A 16478-nucleotide genomic window follows, 5' to 3' on the forward strand; every position below is an offset into this window, starting at 1 on the left:
TGGAACAGTTCTTTGTAATTAATAAAATTATTTCTAATTAAGAATACACAATATCTTTTGAATAATAAACATAAGAAGAGAAAAGGAGAATTATGATATATGTATCAAGTACACAAGAGTATCATACAAAATCGTATGAAAATATTGTTAATTGTATTAGTTTTAGCTTTAGCAGGATGTAGTATTAAATATGATAGTTCTGTTAATAATTTGAAAATGCTCTTATCAAATTATTGTGGTGATAGCGATTTACTTGATAAAGGAATGATTTTCGAGAGGAATATTCCTAATATAGGTTATTATGCTATTGCGAAAGTAGAACAAGAGGGAGAAGAATATTTACTGATGGTTCTTCAGAATATTGGAACCAAGAAAAATCCTGATGGATTCAATGTAGTTGGACCAATATTTTATCAAAACGAATATCATATTTTTGATAATGAAGATAAAGATTATGGACATGGAAAAAATTATTATTTGATTGTTTTAAATAATAAGATATCAAATGTAACATATGACGGAAAAAAATTAGAGATCGATACAATAAAATATACTTTAAATAACAGCGAAAATTATCTATCTTCGTTTGTGGTGATAACAGATAAAGAATCAAAGCTTAATAAGACTTTACTAGCCTACGAATGAATCTATAGTATTGGAAAGCATTTTTAATGGTAGTTTAAACAGCTTCAATTTCGCACTAACAAGAAAGGATCAATAGGTATAGATGGATGAAGAATGAATATATTATACAAAACTTTAAGTTGTTATTAGTAATGTTTTCTATAGCTATATGTATATATATTCTTATAGAAAATATGGAACTTATTTTATTTATATTAGTATCTATACTTTTAATGGGAATAGCAAATGGTATATTTTGGTTTTATATATTTACTAAAAGTAGATTAAATAGAATATTACTGATTATAATTGCAACCTTTATATGGCCTATTCTATCTATGATAGGAACACTTACACTGATGCCTATTTTACTATTCGAAGTTATCTATATAATTATGTCAACAATACAAAAATGCATAGTATTTTTGAAGGAAGGAAGAAATAATGTAATGACTCCAGAAGTAAATATCTATATAAAGAAAAAAAGATGTCTCTCGCTATTGCTTATTATTATGTTTGTAGTCGCTATCTTGATTGTTAATTTATTGGTTATCCCCTTCATAATCAAGATATTTATATGTATATTTTTATTTTTAATATGTTATATAAGTAAAATAGTGCTTGATTTGAACCTAATTAGTATCTTTGATCCTATCCTCTGTGATAGATGTGATAGTAAACAGTATTATGAGATTAGCAAAGATCTTAATGCTAAATATCCTAAGAATTACGCAATACTAAAGACGTATGCAATAGGATTAAGATTTTATGAAAGTGGTTTGGAAGAGAAAATTACTTTGTTGAATAAATATCAACAGTATAATTCACATCTGTTTTATATGAGTTTACAAATTGAGGTAGTACCAGAGTCTGATAAAAAACAATATTTTTATAAATTTTACGAAAAATCTAGACAGTTTAATGAGAGGAAATTTAAAAAACATAAAGGATTAAGTTGGGACTATAACATTAAAATACTTGATATGAAAAAAATGATATTTGAGGAAGAGTACAAGAAAGCATTGTCTATAGGCGAAACAATTTCAAAAAATACCACCAAATTCAACGAAATACGATTAGAGTTTTTAAGAGGGGTTTGTTTTTATCATTTGAATGAAATGGATGAAGCAATAAATCGTTTTAACTATATTATTTCGGAAGGAAATACTTTGAAGATGGTTGAAGATGCTAGAATATATTTAAATAAGATACAATAATATCTTTACCAATAACAAAGGATTGAATATTGTAAAAAGCATCTTTCGCTTGTGCTTGAAATTATAGATTAATAGAAGGGGTTAAAATGAAAAAAATTAAATATCTTGTAATTGGAAGTCTATGTGTTTTGTCTTTGCTAATGCTGTGGTTAAGTTGCTATACTGATTCTTTTAAGATTACAGATTTTAATCAAGCAGATAAAGCTGAAGAGAGAGCATTGGATTTATTCTATACAACAAATAGCAAAAATATTTCTAAGGGTAAAGTGTTTGATTTGAAATATACCTATTTTGATAAATTTGAAACTAGAAATTCAATACTAGAAATAGTCAAGAAAACTGATGTAGATGTAGGTGATATTGAAATCCAAACGGTTAAGAAGAATGATGAACCATTCATTACAAGAAATTATGGGAAATTTGGAGCGAACTCATATAATTTTTGGAGTAATGAAAGAGTGTATCTCAAGTTCATAGTTGGTAATGATTTTTTAAAAGACCATTCAATAAATTTGAGAAAAGAAATATTTATTACCAATACTAAAGAATATGGAAATTTTACAGAAATTAAAGTAATTATAAGGTATAGAGATTCTGAAGAAACGCATACTGTAAAATTTGAAGAAAATGATGTATTTGAAAATCTAAGCTCTATAAAAGGTGAATTATCTTTTGATAGTAAATATGAAGCGCAGTTACTTACATATTATTATGGATTACTTTTCGAGCGTGATTTCTCTAGATGGTGTTTAGAAGTTGAAGAAGTATTAAATAGTAAAAATATTGAGTATTTACAGTTTGATCGAATTTTTCATATTCCATGTGATTTAGAATATCATGATTTACAATCTATATATAATTTGAATGATGATGAATTTGTTGCTTATAAAACAGTTATTATGGAAGCAATTGAAAAAGGTGGACTTTATGAACAATCGGGATATGTGAAAAAACTATTGATTTTAGATTAATTGATTTAGCAATTATGTAAGGTATACAGTCATTCTTAAATATTAAATATTATGAATCTTCTAAATTTGATGACATGCAGACTTCTTATACAGCAAAAGTGTAAAGGAAAAATTTATATGAAAAATATTAAAATCAAATTATTTGTTTTATTATTAATAGTAATATCCCTATTTGTTTTATTTAAGGTTTTAGATGATTATGCCCATCCAAAGTACCCCCTTTATAAAATAAGTGATATAACAAGCGAAGAACAAAAACTAATAAAGGAATTTTATAATGGACAAGAAATTTCTAGAGGCAAACTATTTGATATCAAATATATTGAATTCAATTCAATTGATGATTCTGGTATTCAATTTATTAAGAAAACGAAAAAAAAGATACCAGACTTGCTGATTACTGTTTATGATCGTAAAACGGGTGAATCAATAGGGTGGACTAATATGCCTGTAAATTATGATACATTTATGGCAGCACCTTATGAAAAAAATGGAAAACTTTTCTATTATTTAGCAACGAACATGCTTTGGCCATTTAAATCAAGAACCGATTATAGTGATAAATCCCTAGAAAAGGATAGAGATTTAAGTAAGCTTAAACTGGTTATTACTTATAAAAATGGTGAAGAAACACATTATGTAGATGCTCTTGTAACTCCTGAAAATAAGTAATTATGTTTATTTAGAGATGTAAGGCTAGGCTGCTCGCTAATGATGTGGAACTGAAATCATTTTTTATAATTTTTGTGTTGGATATTCTGATGGTTGTATTGTTCTTTACGTTAGTTTATGCATATCTATACGTGTCTATATCATATGAGCACATATTTCAAAAATATTCATATTTATATTTTCTTAGCTTTTTTTGAAACAGTATTAATTTTGTTAAACTTGGTATGGATATATTTATAGATAAGACCTACAAATTATGAGATTGAAAATGGATATTTAAATGAATAATGATCTTTAAATCAAAAATTTATATAAATAAGTTTGTGTAGGAAAAAAATCAATGGTGGCTTAGAGGATTTAAGAATAAAAAAATCGAATTTTCATTTTATTTACCATGTGGTTTGCTATATATACTTATTTGAAATCAAAAAGGGTTAGAAAAACTAACGAATAAAAAGTGATTTATGATATTTTTAAATTGGACCAATTGCATGGGTGGTTTCTATGATACTTGAAATAGGTGTGGATATTTTTGATTTGATTTTAGGTTTAAAATCAAAGATTTCAGATTTTATAAATTGGATATTGGAAAGTTCATGGAATAATGTATGTGCTTTTGTAAAGGCAATAGGGGAGAAATAAAAATGAAAAAATGGAAATTAGTAATAGATGAAATTTTTAAAGAAAATCTACTCAGTCACCGAAAGTTATATTATACATATACATATGTACATATGGTGTTGGGAGAAGAAAAAAATCTAATAAATAGAAAAGTTTCTAACATTGAAAAAATAATTTTCTTATCACAATGCTATTCATTGGAAAAAGATGGACATTCTATAGTGGATTTCAATACATATATTTTTGAAGGAAGGGTTTATTTTAAATATCTAAGTGATTTACTTAGAGTAAGCAAAATAAGTGGTTTTTATGGTGAACCAATTGCAAAAGATTTTAATAGAATAACAAATCATCATTATCATAAAGTAATTGAAAAATATTCTAAATTATCTGAAGATGAAATTGAAAGAGAATTTAAAGAAAAAATAAAAAAGGTAGAAAATGATGAGAACAATTTTTTACATAAAAAGTGCGAATTTACAATTGCAAGACTACTTGCGAGACATAGCGCATGGAGATATAATCATGCAGCTATACTTCCATTGTTGAAGACTGCATTATCGTATTTATGTGCAGGATTTGTTTTGGCATGGATAGTTTATATAATAGCGCTTTGCTTAACTCCTTTTGGAATATTTTTGGGGATCTTAAAGCTTGATGTAGCTTCACTTATTGTGATATCTATCCTAATTTTTCCAGTTTGGATATTTTGGACATTTAAAATATTACATCCTACTGATTATGAGATGAGTAATGATTACAATAAAGATTTTAACTATAAATGGTTTTCAAATAAAAAGATAAAATAAATCAACTGCGTAATAAATACTTAAATGCATTAAGAAAGTTAAATTAGAGGGAGCATTATGTATATACTATGGATATACAAGGTTTATGGATTTATGGGAAGGTCATATTTTGATAAAAATAATTCAATAGAAATTTTTGAAGATTTATTATTTCTTGTCCAATATGATGTTTTAAAACAAGGTAAACGCTCTTTTCTAAGAGGAAAGATATATTTATATGATAATAAAGTGAGAATAAAATACTTAAGTGATTTATTAAGAGTTTCATCATTTCACTTTTTTAGACCAAAAGGTGCATCTTTGAATAGTTTAAATTCATATATCGAAATTATGAAAAAATATATGAAATTAAGTGATCAAGAAATTGTAGATAAGGTAATGAATATAATAAAAAATGAAAAACTAGATGAAAAATATTTTGAATTTAAAAAATATGATAGCAAACCTATGAGATATATGGCAAGAATATCTGCGAATGGTTCTGAAAACATGTATGGTTTTATCAGAACATACTTAGTTAGTGTTCCCACATTAGCAATGTTTTTAGCACTAGTGTTTGTGTCCATTTATGTAGCTTCTGTTGATATTGAACTGTTTATCAAAAATCTACCGATCATTGCTTTCTTTATAGTCATAGAGTTCGTGATGATTGGTATCTGGGTAATATGGACCTGGAAATGGATGAAACCTACAAAATATGAAATAGAAAACAGATATTTGAATGATTGATCATTATTGTTTTGTAAAATTAGATTGAGTGAAGTGAAAAATATTTATGAATGAATTTTTAATAATCAATTGAAAAATAGTTATTGGGATGGTAAATGTAAAAGTGCATTTATAGGAAGATTGGAATATGTAGAGGATTGATATGTTAATTTTAGGAGGGATTTTCTTTATAGAGCAAAATGAATTTTATCGAAAATACGAGCTAGTGTGTGGGCTTTATAAGGAATTTAAAAAAGTTTTTTTATAGGTCACATTATGTGTATATCCATAGTTGAATATGATTTATCAATAGGTGAATTTAGATAGGAAATAATATAAAAATAAAACATTGTAAAAGACCCCTTATTTACGGTATACTATAAACATAAAACGGGGAGATGAAGTAAATGGAATGGAAGAAAAAAGTGGGAAATTTATTCTATAAATTGACGCCAGAACAGAAGGAACAATTTAAACAATATATTCCTACAAAAGTATATTTTACGGAAAGAAATATTTCGATTGTAGTTGCGTTGATACAGCTTTCTATGATTATCGTATTTTTAGTTAATAAGAGATTATCTGTACACAATCCTCGCTATATTGCTTTTTTTAGTTTATATGTGTTTTTACTAGTTGTGACGTGTATTGCTTTAGTATCTTATCGTTATACGGTTAGAAAAAGAAAGTATCGTGTGTTTTTCTTGTTGAGAAGAACCTATGCGATTATGTTATGCATTTGGGTTATGGGGATTACATACTTAGAATTAGAAGGTGGAAAGGGATTAAGTTCTTACTATTATTTAATACCTACCACAGCTGCAATGTTATTGTTGAATCCTTTTGAAAGCATAGCAATCTTTGGTGGAGCATGGGTAGTACTATCCTGTATTATCTTGAATTCGGGTGCAGCAAGCGAAACTGCATTTGGTAACTTAACCAACAGTATCTTTGTCACTGTACTTTCCTTATTTATTTCTTATCGTTATTATAAAAGTACGGTTACAGAGTTTTGTGATCGAGAACTTATTCATAAACAATATGAAGAAATTGAAGATAAGAACAATCTTTTGTTAGGATTGGTTCAAGAAGATCAATTGACTTGTTTGTATAATCGTCATTATTTAACGAATCAATTGTATCCTTTGTTTGAAGAGTGTAAAAAGGAAGAGTATCATGGAATGTTCTTAATGGTAGATATTGATTACTTTAAACAATACAACGATTTGTATGGGCATTTACAAGGAGATGAATGTCTTAAGATTATTGCGTCAACACTTTCTGCTGTGTGTCAAAGTTATGGGGCTTCTGCTATTCGCTATGGAGGGGAAGAATTCCTAGTAACAAAGATTTGTCAGAGTGCATTTGATCCTAAAGCGATTGCGCAGAAAGTATTTGAAGCCATCAAAGAAAAACATCTTGCTCGTAGCGATGTAGAATTGCAATATGTAACCGTTAGTATTGGTGGTTGGTATGGTTCTTTGAATCGAATTGAAACGATAGAACATGCTATACAGTATGCAGATGAAGCATTATATGAAGCGAAATCAAATGGAAGAAATTGTTCTGTTTTCTCAAAGAAAAGCGATAGCCCTGTACAAAAATAGTTTGTAAAGGGCTTTTCTTTTAGGGTTCGTACACTTCTATTGGAAAAACGATTAAATTTAAGCTATAATGGGTACGAACATAAGTGAGGTATGAGATGAATAGAAATTATCCTAAAATAACAATTAGTGAAGAAGGAGAAACATGGCTTCGTAAGGGGCAAATGTGGATGTATAAAAACAATGCACAGGAGGTGGATGACAACATCGAAAATGGTGCACCTGTAGATATTATGACAACTCGAAAGGAATATATGGGAACTGGGTTTCTTTCTAGGGAAAGTCATATCACTGTACGTATTCTTTCTAAGGATCAAGAAGAATTGATTGACCGTGATTTTTTTAAGAAGAGAATTCAATTTGCATATGACTTTCGTAAAACATTAGAAGTAAATAATATTACAAATTGTAGATTGATCTTTGGAGAAGCAGATCTATTACCTGGTTTGACGGTTGATCGATACAACGATATATTAGTGAGTCAAATCAGTTCTTATGGTTTGGATAAAATCAAAGATATGATTTATGAAATTTTATTAGAGGTTTTACAGAATGATGGACAAGATGTAAAAGGAATCTATGAAAGAAATGATATCAAGGTACGTGAAAAAGAAGGATTACCTATGGAAAAGGGATATTGGAGAGGTATGGAGTTACCAACGAAAACCATTATTCAAGAAAATGGACTGTATTTGCATGTGGATGTAGAGAATGGTCAAAAGACAGGGTATTTCTTAGATCAAAAGGCAAATCGTGTGTTATTGAGAAATATGGCACATGGGAAACGTGTGTTGGATTGTTTTAGTCATACGGGAGGATTTGCGTTAAATGCAGCCTTTGGCAAGGCTAGTAAAGTCGTAGCGGTTGATGTATCTCAAACCGCATTAGATCAAGGATTAGAGAATGCAAAACTCAATCAATTAGAAGATCGCATTTCCTTTGTAAAAGCAGATGTATTTGATTATTTAGATCACTGCCAAGAGGAACAATTTGATATCATTGTACTAGATCCACCTGCATTTACGAAATCTAGAAGGACGATCGATCATGCCTATAGTGGATACAAGAAAATCAATAAAAAAGCAATGATGCTATTGGGAAAAGGTGGTTACTTAATTACGTGTAGTTGTTCACGCTTTATGGAAATTGATAACTTTGAAAAGATGTTGAGAGAATCCGCAATGGAAACTGGAGTAACTCTAAAACAGGTTTCAGTGACACAACAAAATCATGATCATCCTATTTTATGGACCATGGAAGAAACATCTTATCTGAAGTTTTATATATTTCAAATTTTATAAGAAAAAAACAGGGCGTTCTATCTTGTTAGATAGACACGGTCCTGTTTTTGTTTTGGTTCTTTCTTTGAAAAGAATTCAATTATCATGGAGATTGAAATAGAAATCAAAATACCTATCGTTGATACAAGCAATGTTTTCTTAAAGAAATCAAAGGATAGTGTAGGAATATGGAGAATGTTAGGGAATAGGAATACCGCAAGGATAAAGCCCACAACCATTACACTACATATACATATACGAAGTCTTGTGAAGGGAATACAGGAGCGTATAACGGCTTGCATACTAATGATGGCTACACAGAAATACATCATCGTTTCCACAAGTTCACTATCGCTGAAGGGATTTGTAAATTGAATCATAAAGATTACAATTAAAATCGCAACTGCATTTGGTAATGCTTTTTGAAAGACGGATGGAAGGAACTTCCCTTTGATAGGTGCAATGTTTGGTTCCAATATGGTAAGGAAGGCTGGAAAGGCTTCTACTGCTAGATCAATCAATGTGATTTGTATTGGAAGGAAAGGGAATGGGAAATTAAAGAGTACACATAGAATAGATAATATAACAGAATATATGGTTTTAATGAAGAATACACCAGCAACTCTACCCATATTATTTACAACTCGTCTTCCTTCTAGTAACACATCTGGAAGATAAGAGAACTCGGAGTTTAACAAGACAACCTGTGACATCTGTTTCACTGCGTCACTTCCTTGTGCAATCGCTATGGAACAATCCGCTTCTTTTAACGCCAGCATATCGTTCACTCCATCCCCTGTCATTGCGACGCTATGACCCTTCGCCTGTAGCGCTTGTACAAGCAATCTCTTTTGATTTGGTGTAACTCTACCAAATACACTATAGTCTTCCACAACATCCGAAATAGCTTCGAATGTATCTTCTACGGATGACATATCAAGGAATCGATCATACGTACTTAATCCTGCTTCTTTTGCAATCGCGGAAACAGTATCCACATGATCGCCTGAAATGATTTTGATATCAATGCCTTCCTCTTTGAAATAGGCAAGTGTTTGCGATACATTGGCACGTAAGGTATCACTTAATACGATGGCATACAAAGGTTCTATGGAGTTTATATTGGAAGTGGGTTCTATTTTGGTTGTGGTACGTCCTATGATGATGACACGTTTACCGCTTTGAATATATTGTCTAACGTTTGTAGGTATTTCTTGGAGTAGTTTATCGGGTGCACCAATGATGAGTGTACCAAATCCCTCAAAACTAGATGCGCTCCATTTACGTAGGGATGAAAAAGGTATTTGAGTACTAGGTTGATAAGGATGATGTTTAGGGAAATAAGAGCATAGTGCTTCATAAGTCGCATTGTTATCATCACTATAATATAAAGTGGAGGATACATAGTTTTGTAGTTCTTTGTCTTTATCTTCCACAAAGGATATGACTTGTTCAACTTCTAGGTTTCCACTTGTAATCGTACCCGTCTTATCTAAACAAAGGGTATCAATATGCGCAAGAATTTCCAAGGAGTATAAATCTTGAATTAGAATTTTTTGTTTCGCAAGTTTTCCTACACCCGCTGCCAAAGATACACTGATCAATAATACCAGTCCTTTTGGCAACATGCCTAAAAGCCCAGCACTACTTGATATCACACTACTTTGCAGTGATTGATCTCTTACAAAATAAGCTTGTACAAATAATAAGATACCTAATGGAATGATCATAAGACATGTAATCTTGGTAACTTTGCGCATGGAATTCAATAATTCTGATTGTACATTGCGAACTTTTTTTACTTCATTGGCAATCTTCGCTGCATAATTATCATTTCCAATATGCATTACTTTCGCATAGCATTTTCCAGAAATGATACTACTTCCAGAAAGTAATTCACCATCCACTTCCTTATGAATAGCATCGCTTTCTCCAGTTAATAAAGATTCATTTACTTCTACAGCACCATACACAATTTGACTATCGCAACAAACTTGCGTGCCACTATCTAATATCATAATATCATCTAGTACAATATCATCCACTAAGATACGTTTTTCTTCCCCATCTCGAACAACATTTACTTCTGGTATCATCAACAAGGATAGTTCATCAACAAGTTTTTTTGCGTGTAATTCTTGTGCAATTCCAATGATTACATTCGCCAATATAATGGCGATAAATAACGTATTGCTATAAGCACCCACGAGTATTAAGGCAACCGCAATCAATACATTCAATAAATTAAAGAGTGTACATATATTTTCTTTTAAGATTTGTTTTGTACTTTTTGTAATAGAGTGTTGTGTTTGATTCACAAAACCCTTGGTTCTTCTTTGTTCAACCTCTTCCGTTGTAAGGAAAGGGATATTTTTAGGAAACTCTTTCTTCATAACATCAACACCTCTCCTTAATATTATGAGCGACAATTGTTAAGTAAGTCTTTCCATTGTATAAACTTTTCATAAACATTCAAAAGAGCGCAATTCTTATCTTTTTAGTATCTAAATTTGCAATTCTTCGTTATAATATACGTGAGGTGTTAAGATGGAACATGAAACTATGGAAGAACTGCAAAAACGTTTGAATTCATCTTCAATGTATTTGCAGAGTAATGATATGCATGTCGTAGAAGTGAAAGAAGGATATGCAAAAGTAGAGATGGTAATCGATGAACAAATATTAAATGTTCATGGGTTTGTACATGGTGGAGCACTGTATTCTCTAGCAGATACAGCGGCAGGTGCCGCAAGTTTTGCGACCGGAAGAGATAGTGTGACGTTATCTGGTACTATCAACTATATCAAACCAGGTAAGGGTGGTAAGTTGATTGGTATTGCGCAGGAAATAACGGCAGGAAGAACTACAGGCTTATATGAAGTCTTTATCTTTAATGATCGTGAGGTATTGTTGTCAAGAGCTACCTTTACAATGTTTTTCTTAGATGGGGATCGTTATAAAAATAAATAGAAATTACGATAGAAAAGGCGTTTTCCAAGAGGAAGACGCCTTTTCATGTTAGGAGATAATATCTAGCATTTTTGCGATATCTTCTGATGCCATTTGAACTTTTGATTTCTCTATGAGGATATTTTTGCCTGTCATGATATAAGAGGGGATGATTCGTATATCCTTATAGTAGAAAGAAGTATCTCGTAATTTGTAAGTGGAAATGGATGGGATGACGGCCTTTTTACTTTGGTTCTTTGTGATTGTGTTATAGGCTTTTTTTGCGACATCACCCATTAACATGATGACTTTTACATTTGGAAATAAAGAAAGTTCTTTTTCTAGAATAGGTAAACTTCGTTCGATATCTTGTTTGGAAACTGTGGTAGTAAGTTTAGGGATTTTTATAGCGTTGGTGATATAGATACCAAGATCCAATATATCTTCTATCGTTTCTACATGTGCACCAGCGTTTTGAAAGAGTGGAATGGTGGTACTTAAATATTCATCTCCAATCTCCCCATAGAAATCCTGTCTAGGGTCCATAGGAACTACCTCATTGATCATAATGGCATGAATGTTAGTTGGATCTAGTGTAAGCGTAGGTACGCTCATATCGCTTGTTAATAGGGTAGAAAGTTCTTGTTTGATTTGCATAATGTCACCTCTTTATTTTAGTATAGCAGAGAAATGGGACAACAGTATGTCATATTCGATGATTATTGGAACTGACTTTCATATAATTGGGCATAGGAACCATGTTGAGATAAGAGTTCTTCATGTGTTCCATGTTCGATGATATGTCCATGTTCCATAACGAGTATGAAATCACTATGAATGATGGTGGATAAACGATGTGCAATAACAAAGCTTGTTTTCCCTTCCATTAATTGTTTCATAGCGTTGTTTACGTGTTGTTCACTGCGTGTATCTATGGAACTGGTTGCTTCATCAAGGATGAGAATGGAAGGATTCTTTAGTAAGACTCTTGTGATGGAGAGAAGTTGACGTTGTCCTTGAGAAAGGGAACTACTATTGGTATGTAAGATTGTATCGTATCCATGTTTTAATTTACGAATGAATTCATGTGCTCCACTTTGTTTTGCGGCCTGCATGATTTCTTCTCTAGTTGCGTCTTTTTTACCATAGGCAATGTTTGCGGCGATGCTATCTTCAAATAAGTAGGTATCTTGTAGTACCATACCAAATTGTTGTCGTAAGGAATCTCTTGTATACTCTACAACGTTCATTCCATCAATGGAAATGGTTCCTGCTTGTATATCGTAAAAGCGCATAAGTAGGTTAACGAGGGTTGTTTTACCTGCACCAGTTCTCCCAACAATCGCAACTTTTGAACCAGCTTTGATATGTAAACATAAATTTTGCATAAGTGGTTGATCACTTACATAGGCAAAGGATACATCTGTGAATTGAATATCTCCTTTTGTTTGTTTCATATTTGGTAAATGTTCATCTTGTGGTTCTTCTTCCATATCTAATATGGTAAAGATTCTTCGCGCACTCGCAACACCACTTTGTAATTGGGTGATCACACCTGTGATTTCATTGAAGGGTTTTGAAAACACATTAGAATACATTAAGAAGATGGAAATACTACCAATGGTAATCTCTCCAGAAAGGGCTAATAAAGCTCCTGCAAGTCCAACACAGGCATAGGCAATATTGGTCACAAAGCGTGTACTAGGGTTCGCAAGAGAGCCATAGAACTGTGATTTCACACCTGCGTGATAGAGCACTTCATTTATTTCTTGAAAGTGTTCATTCATCCAGGATTCAAATTGATATGCTTTTACTGTTTTTATTTGTGATAGCATTTCTTCACTATAGCCATTTAGTTTTCCAAGGGTAGATGCTTGTTGACGGAAATACTTTTGTGAACGTATGGTAATGGTTCTAGCGACAAGATAGGTAAAGGGAGCAGATAGAATAACAACGATACTCATTACAAGGTTAAGCTTTAACATAATTGCAATACAGAACACAACACTAACTGTTCCGCTAATAATTGTAGATAAACCTTGTAGTAATCCATCCGCAACAATATCAATATCATTGATATAACGGGATATTAAATCTCCATGTGCATGTGAATCAAAGAAAGAAATAGGGAGTTTTTGCATCTTATCATAAAGTAGTTTTCGTAAGGTTGCGCTACTCGAAAAAGCAATCTTATTGGACGTATACATCAACACCCATTGAAATAGTGAATACCCAAGATACACACACGTTAATGCGATACAATATAGGACAACGCGATAAATCGAAGCGTGTGCTAAATAATCATCAATCGCATCTCCAATCAAGATAGGAGCTACTAGATTTAATACAACAAAGATAATGGAAGATAAAAATGCAAACACCAATAACCATTTGGATGTTTTCACAAATGCTAGAAGGCGACGTAAAATAGTTTTTGTACTCATGATGCATCCCTCCCAATTGCCTGTGTTTGACATATTTCTTGATATACATCACAAGTATCGTATAAATTGGTATGGGTATCAAAACCAACCAGTTTTCCATCATGCAATACAAGGATTCTATCACAATCTAATAATGTACCAACACGTTGGGATACGATGATTCTTGTCATTGGATAAGACCTAAGTGCTTTTCTTAACATCGCATCGGTTTTAAAATCTAAGGCAGAACAAGCATCATCTAGAATTAGAATGTCTGCTTTTCTTAATAATGCACGAGCGATACAAAGGCGCTGTTTTTGCCCACCAGAAAGATTTGCGCCTCCTCGTGTTAACATCGTATGAAGTCCATCTTTCATCTCTTGTATAAAATCCATTGCTTGAACATCACATAATGCTTTTTCAATATCTTTGGTATCATAGTCTTTATGCAATGTGATGTTCTGTAGTATGGTGTCATTGAAGAGTTCACATGTTTGTGAAACAATGGCGATATGATCTCGAATAGAATTGTTTGTGAGGGTTTGAATAGGGTGTCCATAGAAAGACACTTGACCATCTGTTGCATCATAAAAGCGCGCCATCAAATGAACGAGTGTAGATTTACCAGATCCAGTACCACCAATGATTCCGATGGTTTCATTTGGACGAATGGAAAAACTTATATCTTCAAGAGAACGTTCACTATCATCATAGGAAAAACTGACATGATCAAAAGTGATGGCATATTCTTTATCTTTTGTATTGGTTAGTTGTTCATGCCCTTCTTTCATAGAGGGAGCATGCTCAAGAACTTCGTTCACCCTCTGTGTGGAGGCACTTGCTTTTGTGAAGATTACGATTAAATTACTTGTTGCGATAAGTGCAATTAAAATGGAGGTAGCGTAATTGATAAAGGCGATAATCGTTCCTGGATCCATTGTACCTGTATGTATTTCAATAATCCCTGTCCATAATAAGAATACGATTGCGCCATTGACAACAAGTGCAGTCAAAGGACTCAATAAGGCTGAACAGCGAGAGACCTTCATCATCTGTTTTGACAAATCATCCACTTGTGCATCAAAGGTTTGTTTTTCTTTTCGTTGGGAAACAAATGCTCGAATCACGCGTACTCCAGAGAAGTTATCATCTAGGATTTCCGCGAATCGATCAAGCTTCTTTTGATATGCACGGTATAAAGGAGAACTATAGCGAATGAAAATAAAGAGTATGCCTGCGATGAAGGGAATCGTTGCAATCAATATCAAAGCCAAACGAACATCTAAGAACATCGACATAACCACTGCCCCAATGACAATGAAAGGAGAACGGATGACTAAGCGAATTAACATGGCAATCGCAACTTGTAGTTGTTGAATATCATTGCTTAAACGATTGCTAAGGGAAGAGGTGGTAAAGTGGTCAATATCTTGAAATGAAAATGATGAAATATGACGCATCATTGCATTTCTTAGATTTGTCCCAAAACCTTGTGAAGCAAGTGCCGCAAGATATTGACAAGTCATACTAAATGCAAACGCAATGATCACCATGAAAATCATGACGCCTCCCAAAATCATCACGACTTGAGTGTTGTTTTTTACTACTCCCTCATTGATGACAAATGCCATAATAGTCGGTAATAACAATTCTAAAATGGCCTCTATTAACTTACATAGAGGTCCCACGCTACATTGTATTTTAAATGGTTTTAAGTAAATGGCCAGTTTTCTCATGTGTCTTCCTCTTTTTATCATTAGTATTATAACGTTTATGGTTCATTACATGCAAATAAGAAATCAAATTTCTAAAGAAAATCTATGAAAAAGGAAGGAAAATCCAAGATTTCATGCTATACTATAAACAATAAAGGTGGTGCTAAACATGAGTAAATCAATACCCATTAGTGGGGCAAATGCTGTAAAAATTATCTTAAAAGATAAAGAGGACTTTATTTGTACGTTAAAGAATAAGATGGATGGCAACAATGAAGTAACGTATGTATTTGATATTACATATGGTACGTATATTGGAACATTTAACTTCCGTATAAAAGATGAAGAGTTTGTAGCCGCAAATCTAAATATTACAACTTTGAAAAAAGTGATTACGATGGATAATGATGCCAATATCAAAAAGCTTTGCGATTATGTATTTCAAACATACGTAAAATAAAAAACTGCTGTATCACACTCAGCAGTTTACAGGAACTATGGGGAAGTAGTTCTTTTTTTTAATCTTTACTAGATACGTTAAAGTATACCATGGACAATGCCGGTTCGCTTTTTAAAGTATCCTTTACTAAACGAACGATATCTTTGTCATCAGGATTTTCACATTCATATACCATATACATGCCATCTTTACCTGTATAAGTAAACATGGGATCTTCGATTTTTAGAATAGCATCCTTGATGACATCTGCTTTTGTCGCAGCTCCAACAAGAATTTTCAAATTTACCCCTCCTTTTAAATATACCAGCACCTAAATTATATCACGTTTTCAGAAAGAAATAACAATTTATTGTAAAATTTTGCACATTTTACATTTGTTTCATACGTGTAAATATAAAGGGATTGCTTTTTATTTTTACGTATTT

General features: G+C 31.9%; 16 protein-coding genes. 11 read left to right on the forward strand and 5 right to left on the reverse strand.

Features of this window, described 5'->3' with window-relative positions; all coding sequences use genetic code 11:
* The first annotated feature begins 135 nt into the window (after positions 1-135).
* The 9 genes from ACWG42_RS05130 (at position 136) to ACWG42_RS05170 (ending at position 8527) form a co-directional block, all read left to right on the forward strand.
* The gene (locus tag ACWG42_RS05130; protein ID WP_455790565.1) at positions 136-645 is read left to right on the forward strand and encodes a hypothetical protein; all 510 of its coding nucleotides are present in this window, start codon (positions 136-138) and stop codon (positions 643-645) included.
* Positions 646-731: 86 nt separating this feature from the next.
* Positions 732-1841, forward strand: a complete 1110-nt coding sequence (locus tag ACWG42_RS05135) for a hypothetical protein (protein ID WP_455790567.1) — start codon at positions 732-734, stop codon at positions 1839-1841.
* An 86-nt stretch (positions 1842-1927) separates the two neighbouring features.
* Complete coding sequence (locus ACWG42_RS05140) at positions 1928-2812, forward strand: hypothetical protein (protein ID WP_455790568.1); 885 nt, start codon at positions 1928-1930, stop codon at positions 2810-2812.
* 117 nt (positions 2813-2929) lie between these two features.
* Complete coding sequence (locus tag ACWG42_RS05145) at positions 2930-3484, forward strand: hypothetical protein (RefSeq protein WP_455790570.1); 555 nt, start codon at positions 2930-2932, stop codon at positions 3482-3484.
* 504 nt (positions 3485-3988) lie between these two features.
* Positions 3989-4126 carry a hypothetical protein gene (locus ACWG42_RS05150; RefSeq protein ID WP_455790572.1) on the forward strand — a complete coding sequence of 46 codons (138 nt, stop codon included), beginning with the start codon at positions 3989-3991 and terminating at the stop codon, positions 4124-4126.
* A 2-nt stretch (positions 4127-4128) separates the two neighbouring features.
* On the forward strand, positions 4129-4914 hold the full coding sequence (locus tag ACWG42_RS05155; protein ID WP_455790573.1) for a hypothetical protein: 786 nt from the start codon (positions 4129-4131) through the stop codon (positions 4912-4914).
* 57 nt (positions 4915-4971) lie between these two features.
* Complete coding sequence (locus tag ACWG42_RS05160) at positions 4972-5643, forward strand: hypothetical protein (RefSeq protein ID WP_455790574.1); 672 nt, start codon at positions 4972-4974, stop codon at positions 5641-5643.
* Positions 5644-6029: 386 nt separating this feature from the next.
* Entirely contained in the window at positions 6030-7229 is a 1200-nt protein-coding gene (locus tag ACWG42_RS05165; RefSeq protein ID WP_455790576.1) for a diguanylate cyclase, read from the forward strand.
* 95 nt (positions 7230-7324) lie between these two features.
* A complete protein-coding gene (locus ACWG42_RS05170; RefSeq protein WP_455790578.1) occupies positions 7325-8527 on the forward strand; it encodes a class I SAM-dependent rRNA methyltransferase in 1203 nt (400 codons plus the stop codon).
* A 17-nt stretch (positions 8528-8544) separates the two neighbouring features.
* Here ACWG42_RS05170 and ACWG42_RS05175 read toward each other — a convergent pair whose 3' ends face one another.
* A complete protein-coding gene (locus ACWG42_RS05175; protein WP_455790579.1) occupies positions 8545-10899 on the reverse strand; it encodes an HAD-IC family P-type ATPase in 2355 nt (784 codons plus the stop codon).
* A gap of 154 nt (positions 10900-11053) precedes the next feature.
* Here ACWG42_RS05175 and ACWG42_RS05180 point away from each other — a divergent pair, with 154 nt between their 5' ends.
* The gene (locus ACWG42_RS05180; RefSeq protein WP_455790581.1) at positions 11054-11476 is read left to right on the forward strand and encodes a PaaI family thioesterase; all 423 of its coding nucleotides are present in this window, start codon (positions 11054-11056) and stop codon (positions 11474-11476) included.
* Positions 11477-11524: 48 nt separating this feature from the next.
* On the opposite strand, the gene ACWG42_RS05185 is transcribed toward ACWG42_RS05180, so the two are convergent.
* The 3 genes from ACWG42_RS05185 to ACWG42_RS05195 all read right to left on the reverse strand — a co-directional run bounded on the left by ACWG42_RS05185 (position 11525) and on the right by ACWG42_RS05195 (position 15614).
* Positions 11525-12112, reverse strand: a complete 588-nt coding sequence (locus ACWG42_RS05185; RefSeq protein ID WP_455790583.1) for a uracil-DNA glycosylase family protein — start codon at positions 12110-12112, stop codon at positions 11525-11527.
* A 62-nt stretch (positions 12113-12174) separates the two neighbouring features.
* Positions 12175-13899 carry an ABC transporter ATP-binding protein gene (locus ACWG42_RS05190; RefSeq protein WP_455790584.1) on the reverse strand — a complete coding sequence of 575 codons (1725 nt, stop codon included), beginning with the start codon at positions 13897-13899 and terminating at the stop codon, positions 12175-12177.
* A complete protein-coding gene (locus ACWG42_RS05195) occupies positions 13896-15614 on the reverse strand; it encodes an ABC transporter ATP-binding protein (RefSeq protein ID WP_455790585.1) in 1719 nt (572 codons plus the stop codon). The genes ACWG42_RS05190 and ACWG42_RS05195 overlap by 4 nt, the downstream gene beginning before the upstream one ends.
* Before the next feature lie 148 nt (positions 15615-15762).
* Here ACWG42_RS05195 and ACWG42_RS05200 point away from each other — a divergent pair, with 148 nt between their 5' ends.
* A complete protein-coding gene (locus tag ACWG42_RS05200; protein WP_455790586.1) occupies positions 15763-16053 on the forward strand; it encodes a hypothetical protein in 291 nt (96 codons plus the stop codon).
* A gap of 58 nt (positions 16054-16111) precedes the next feature.
* On the opposite strand, the gene ACWG42_RS05205 is transcribed toward ACWG42_RS05200, so the two are convergent.
* The gene (locus ACWG42_RS05205; RefSeq protein WP_455790588.1) at positions 16112-16333 is read right to left on the reverse strand and encodes a hypothetical protein; all 222 of its coding nucleotides are present in this window, start codon (positions 16331-16333) and stop codon (positions 16112-16114) included.
* Positions 16334-16478: the final 145 nt, after the last annotated feature.

Source organism: Amedibacillus sp. YH-ame10 (assembly GCF_053848885.1).

Excerpts from the sequence above, each read along its gene's own strand:
- ACWG42_RS05150 (WP_455790572.1), top strand. The coding sequence starts at position 3,989 with ATGATACTTGAAATAGGTGTGGATATTTTTGATTTGATTTTAGGTTTA.
- ACWG42_RS05175 (WP_455790579.1), bottom strand. The coding sequence starts at position 10,899 with ATGAAGAAAGAGTTTCCTAAAAATATCCCTTTCCTTACAACGGAAGAG.
- ACWG42_RS05160 (WP_455790574.1), top strand. The coding sequence starts at position 4,972 with ATGTATATACTATGGATATACAAGGTTTATGGATTTATGGGAAGGTCA.
- ACWG42_RS05170 (WP_455790578.1), top strand. The coding sequence starts at position 7,325 with ATGAATAGAAATTATCCTAAAATAACAATTAGTGAAGAAGGAGAAACA.
- ACWG42_RS05195 (WP_455790585.1), bottom strand. The coding sequence starts at position 15,614 with ATGAGAAAACTGGCCATTTACTTAAAACCATTTAAAATACAATGTAGC.
- ACWG42_RS05130 (WP_455790565.1), top strand. The coding sequence starts at position 136 with ATGAAAATATTGTTAATTGTATTAGTTTTAGCTTTAGCAGGATGTAGT.
- ACWG42_RS05155 (WP_455790573.1), top strand. The coding sequence starts at position 4,129 with ATGAAAAAATGGAAATTAGTAATAGATGAAATTTTTAAAGAAAATCTA.
- ACWG42_RS05180 (WP_455790581.1), top strand. The coding sequence starts at position 11,054 with ATGGAACATGAAACTATGGAAGAACTGCAAAAACGTTTGAATTCATCT.
- ACWG42_RS05190 (WP_455790584.1), bottom strand. The coding sequence starts at position 13,899 with ATGAGTACAAAAACTATTTTACGTCGCCTTCTAGCATTTGTGAAAACA.
- ACWG42_RS05135 (WP_455790567.1), top strand. The coding sequence starts at position 732 with ATGAAGAATGAATATATTATACAAAACTTTAAGTTGTTATTAGTAATG.
- ACWG42_RS05185 (WP_455790583.1), bottom strand. The coding sequence starts at position 12,112 with ATGCAAATCAAACAAGAACTTTCTACCCTATTAACAAGCGATATGAGC.
- ACWG42_RS05140 (WP_455790568.1), top strand. The coding sequence starts at position 1,928 with ATGAAAAAAATTAAATATCTTGTAATTGGAAGTCTATGTGTTTTGTCT.
- ACWG42_RS05200 (WP_455790586.1), top strand. The coding sequence starts at position 15,763 with ATGAGTAAATCAATACCCATTAGTGGGGCAAATGCTGTAAAAATTATC.
- ACWG42_RS05165 (WP_455790576.1), top strand. The coding sequence starts at position 6,030 with ATGGAATGGAAGAAAAAAGTGGGAAATTTATTCTATAAATTGACGCCA.
- ACWG42_RS05145 (WP_455790570.1), top strand. The coding sequence starts at position 2,930 with ATGAAAAATATTAAAATCAAATTATTTGTTTTATTATTAATAGTAATA.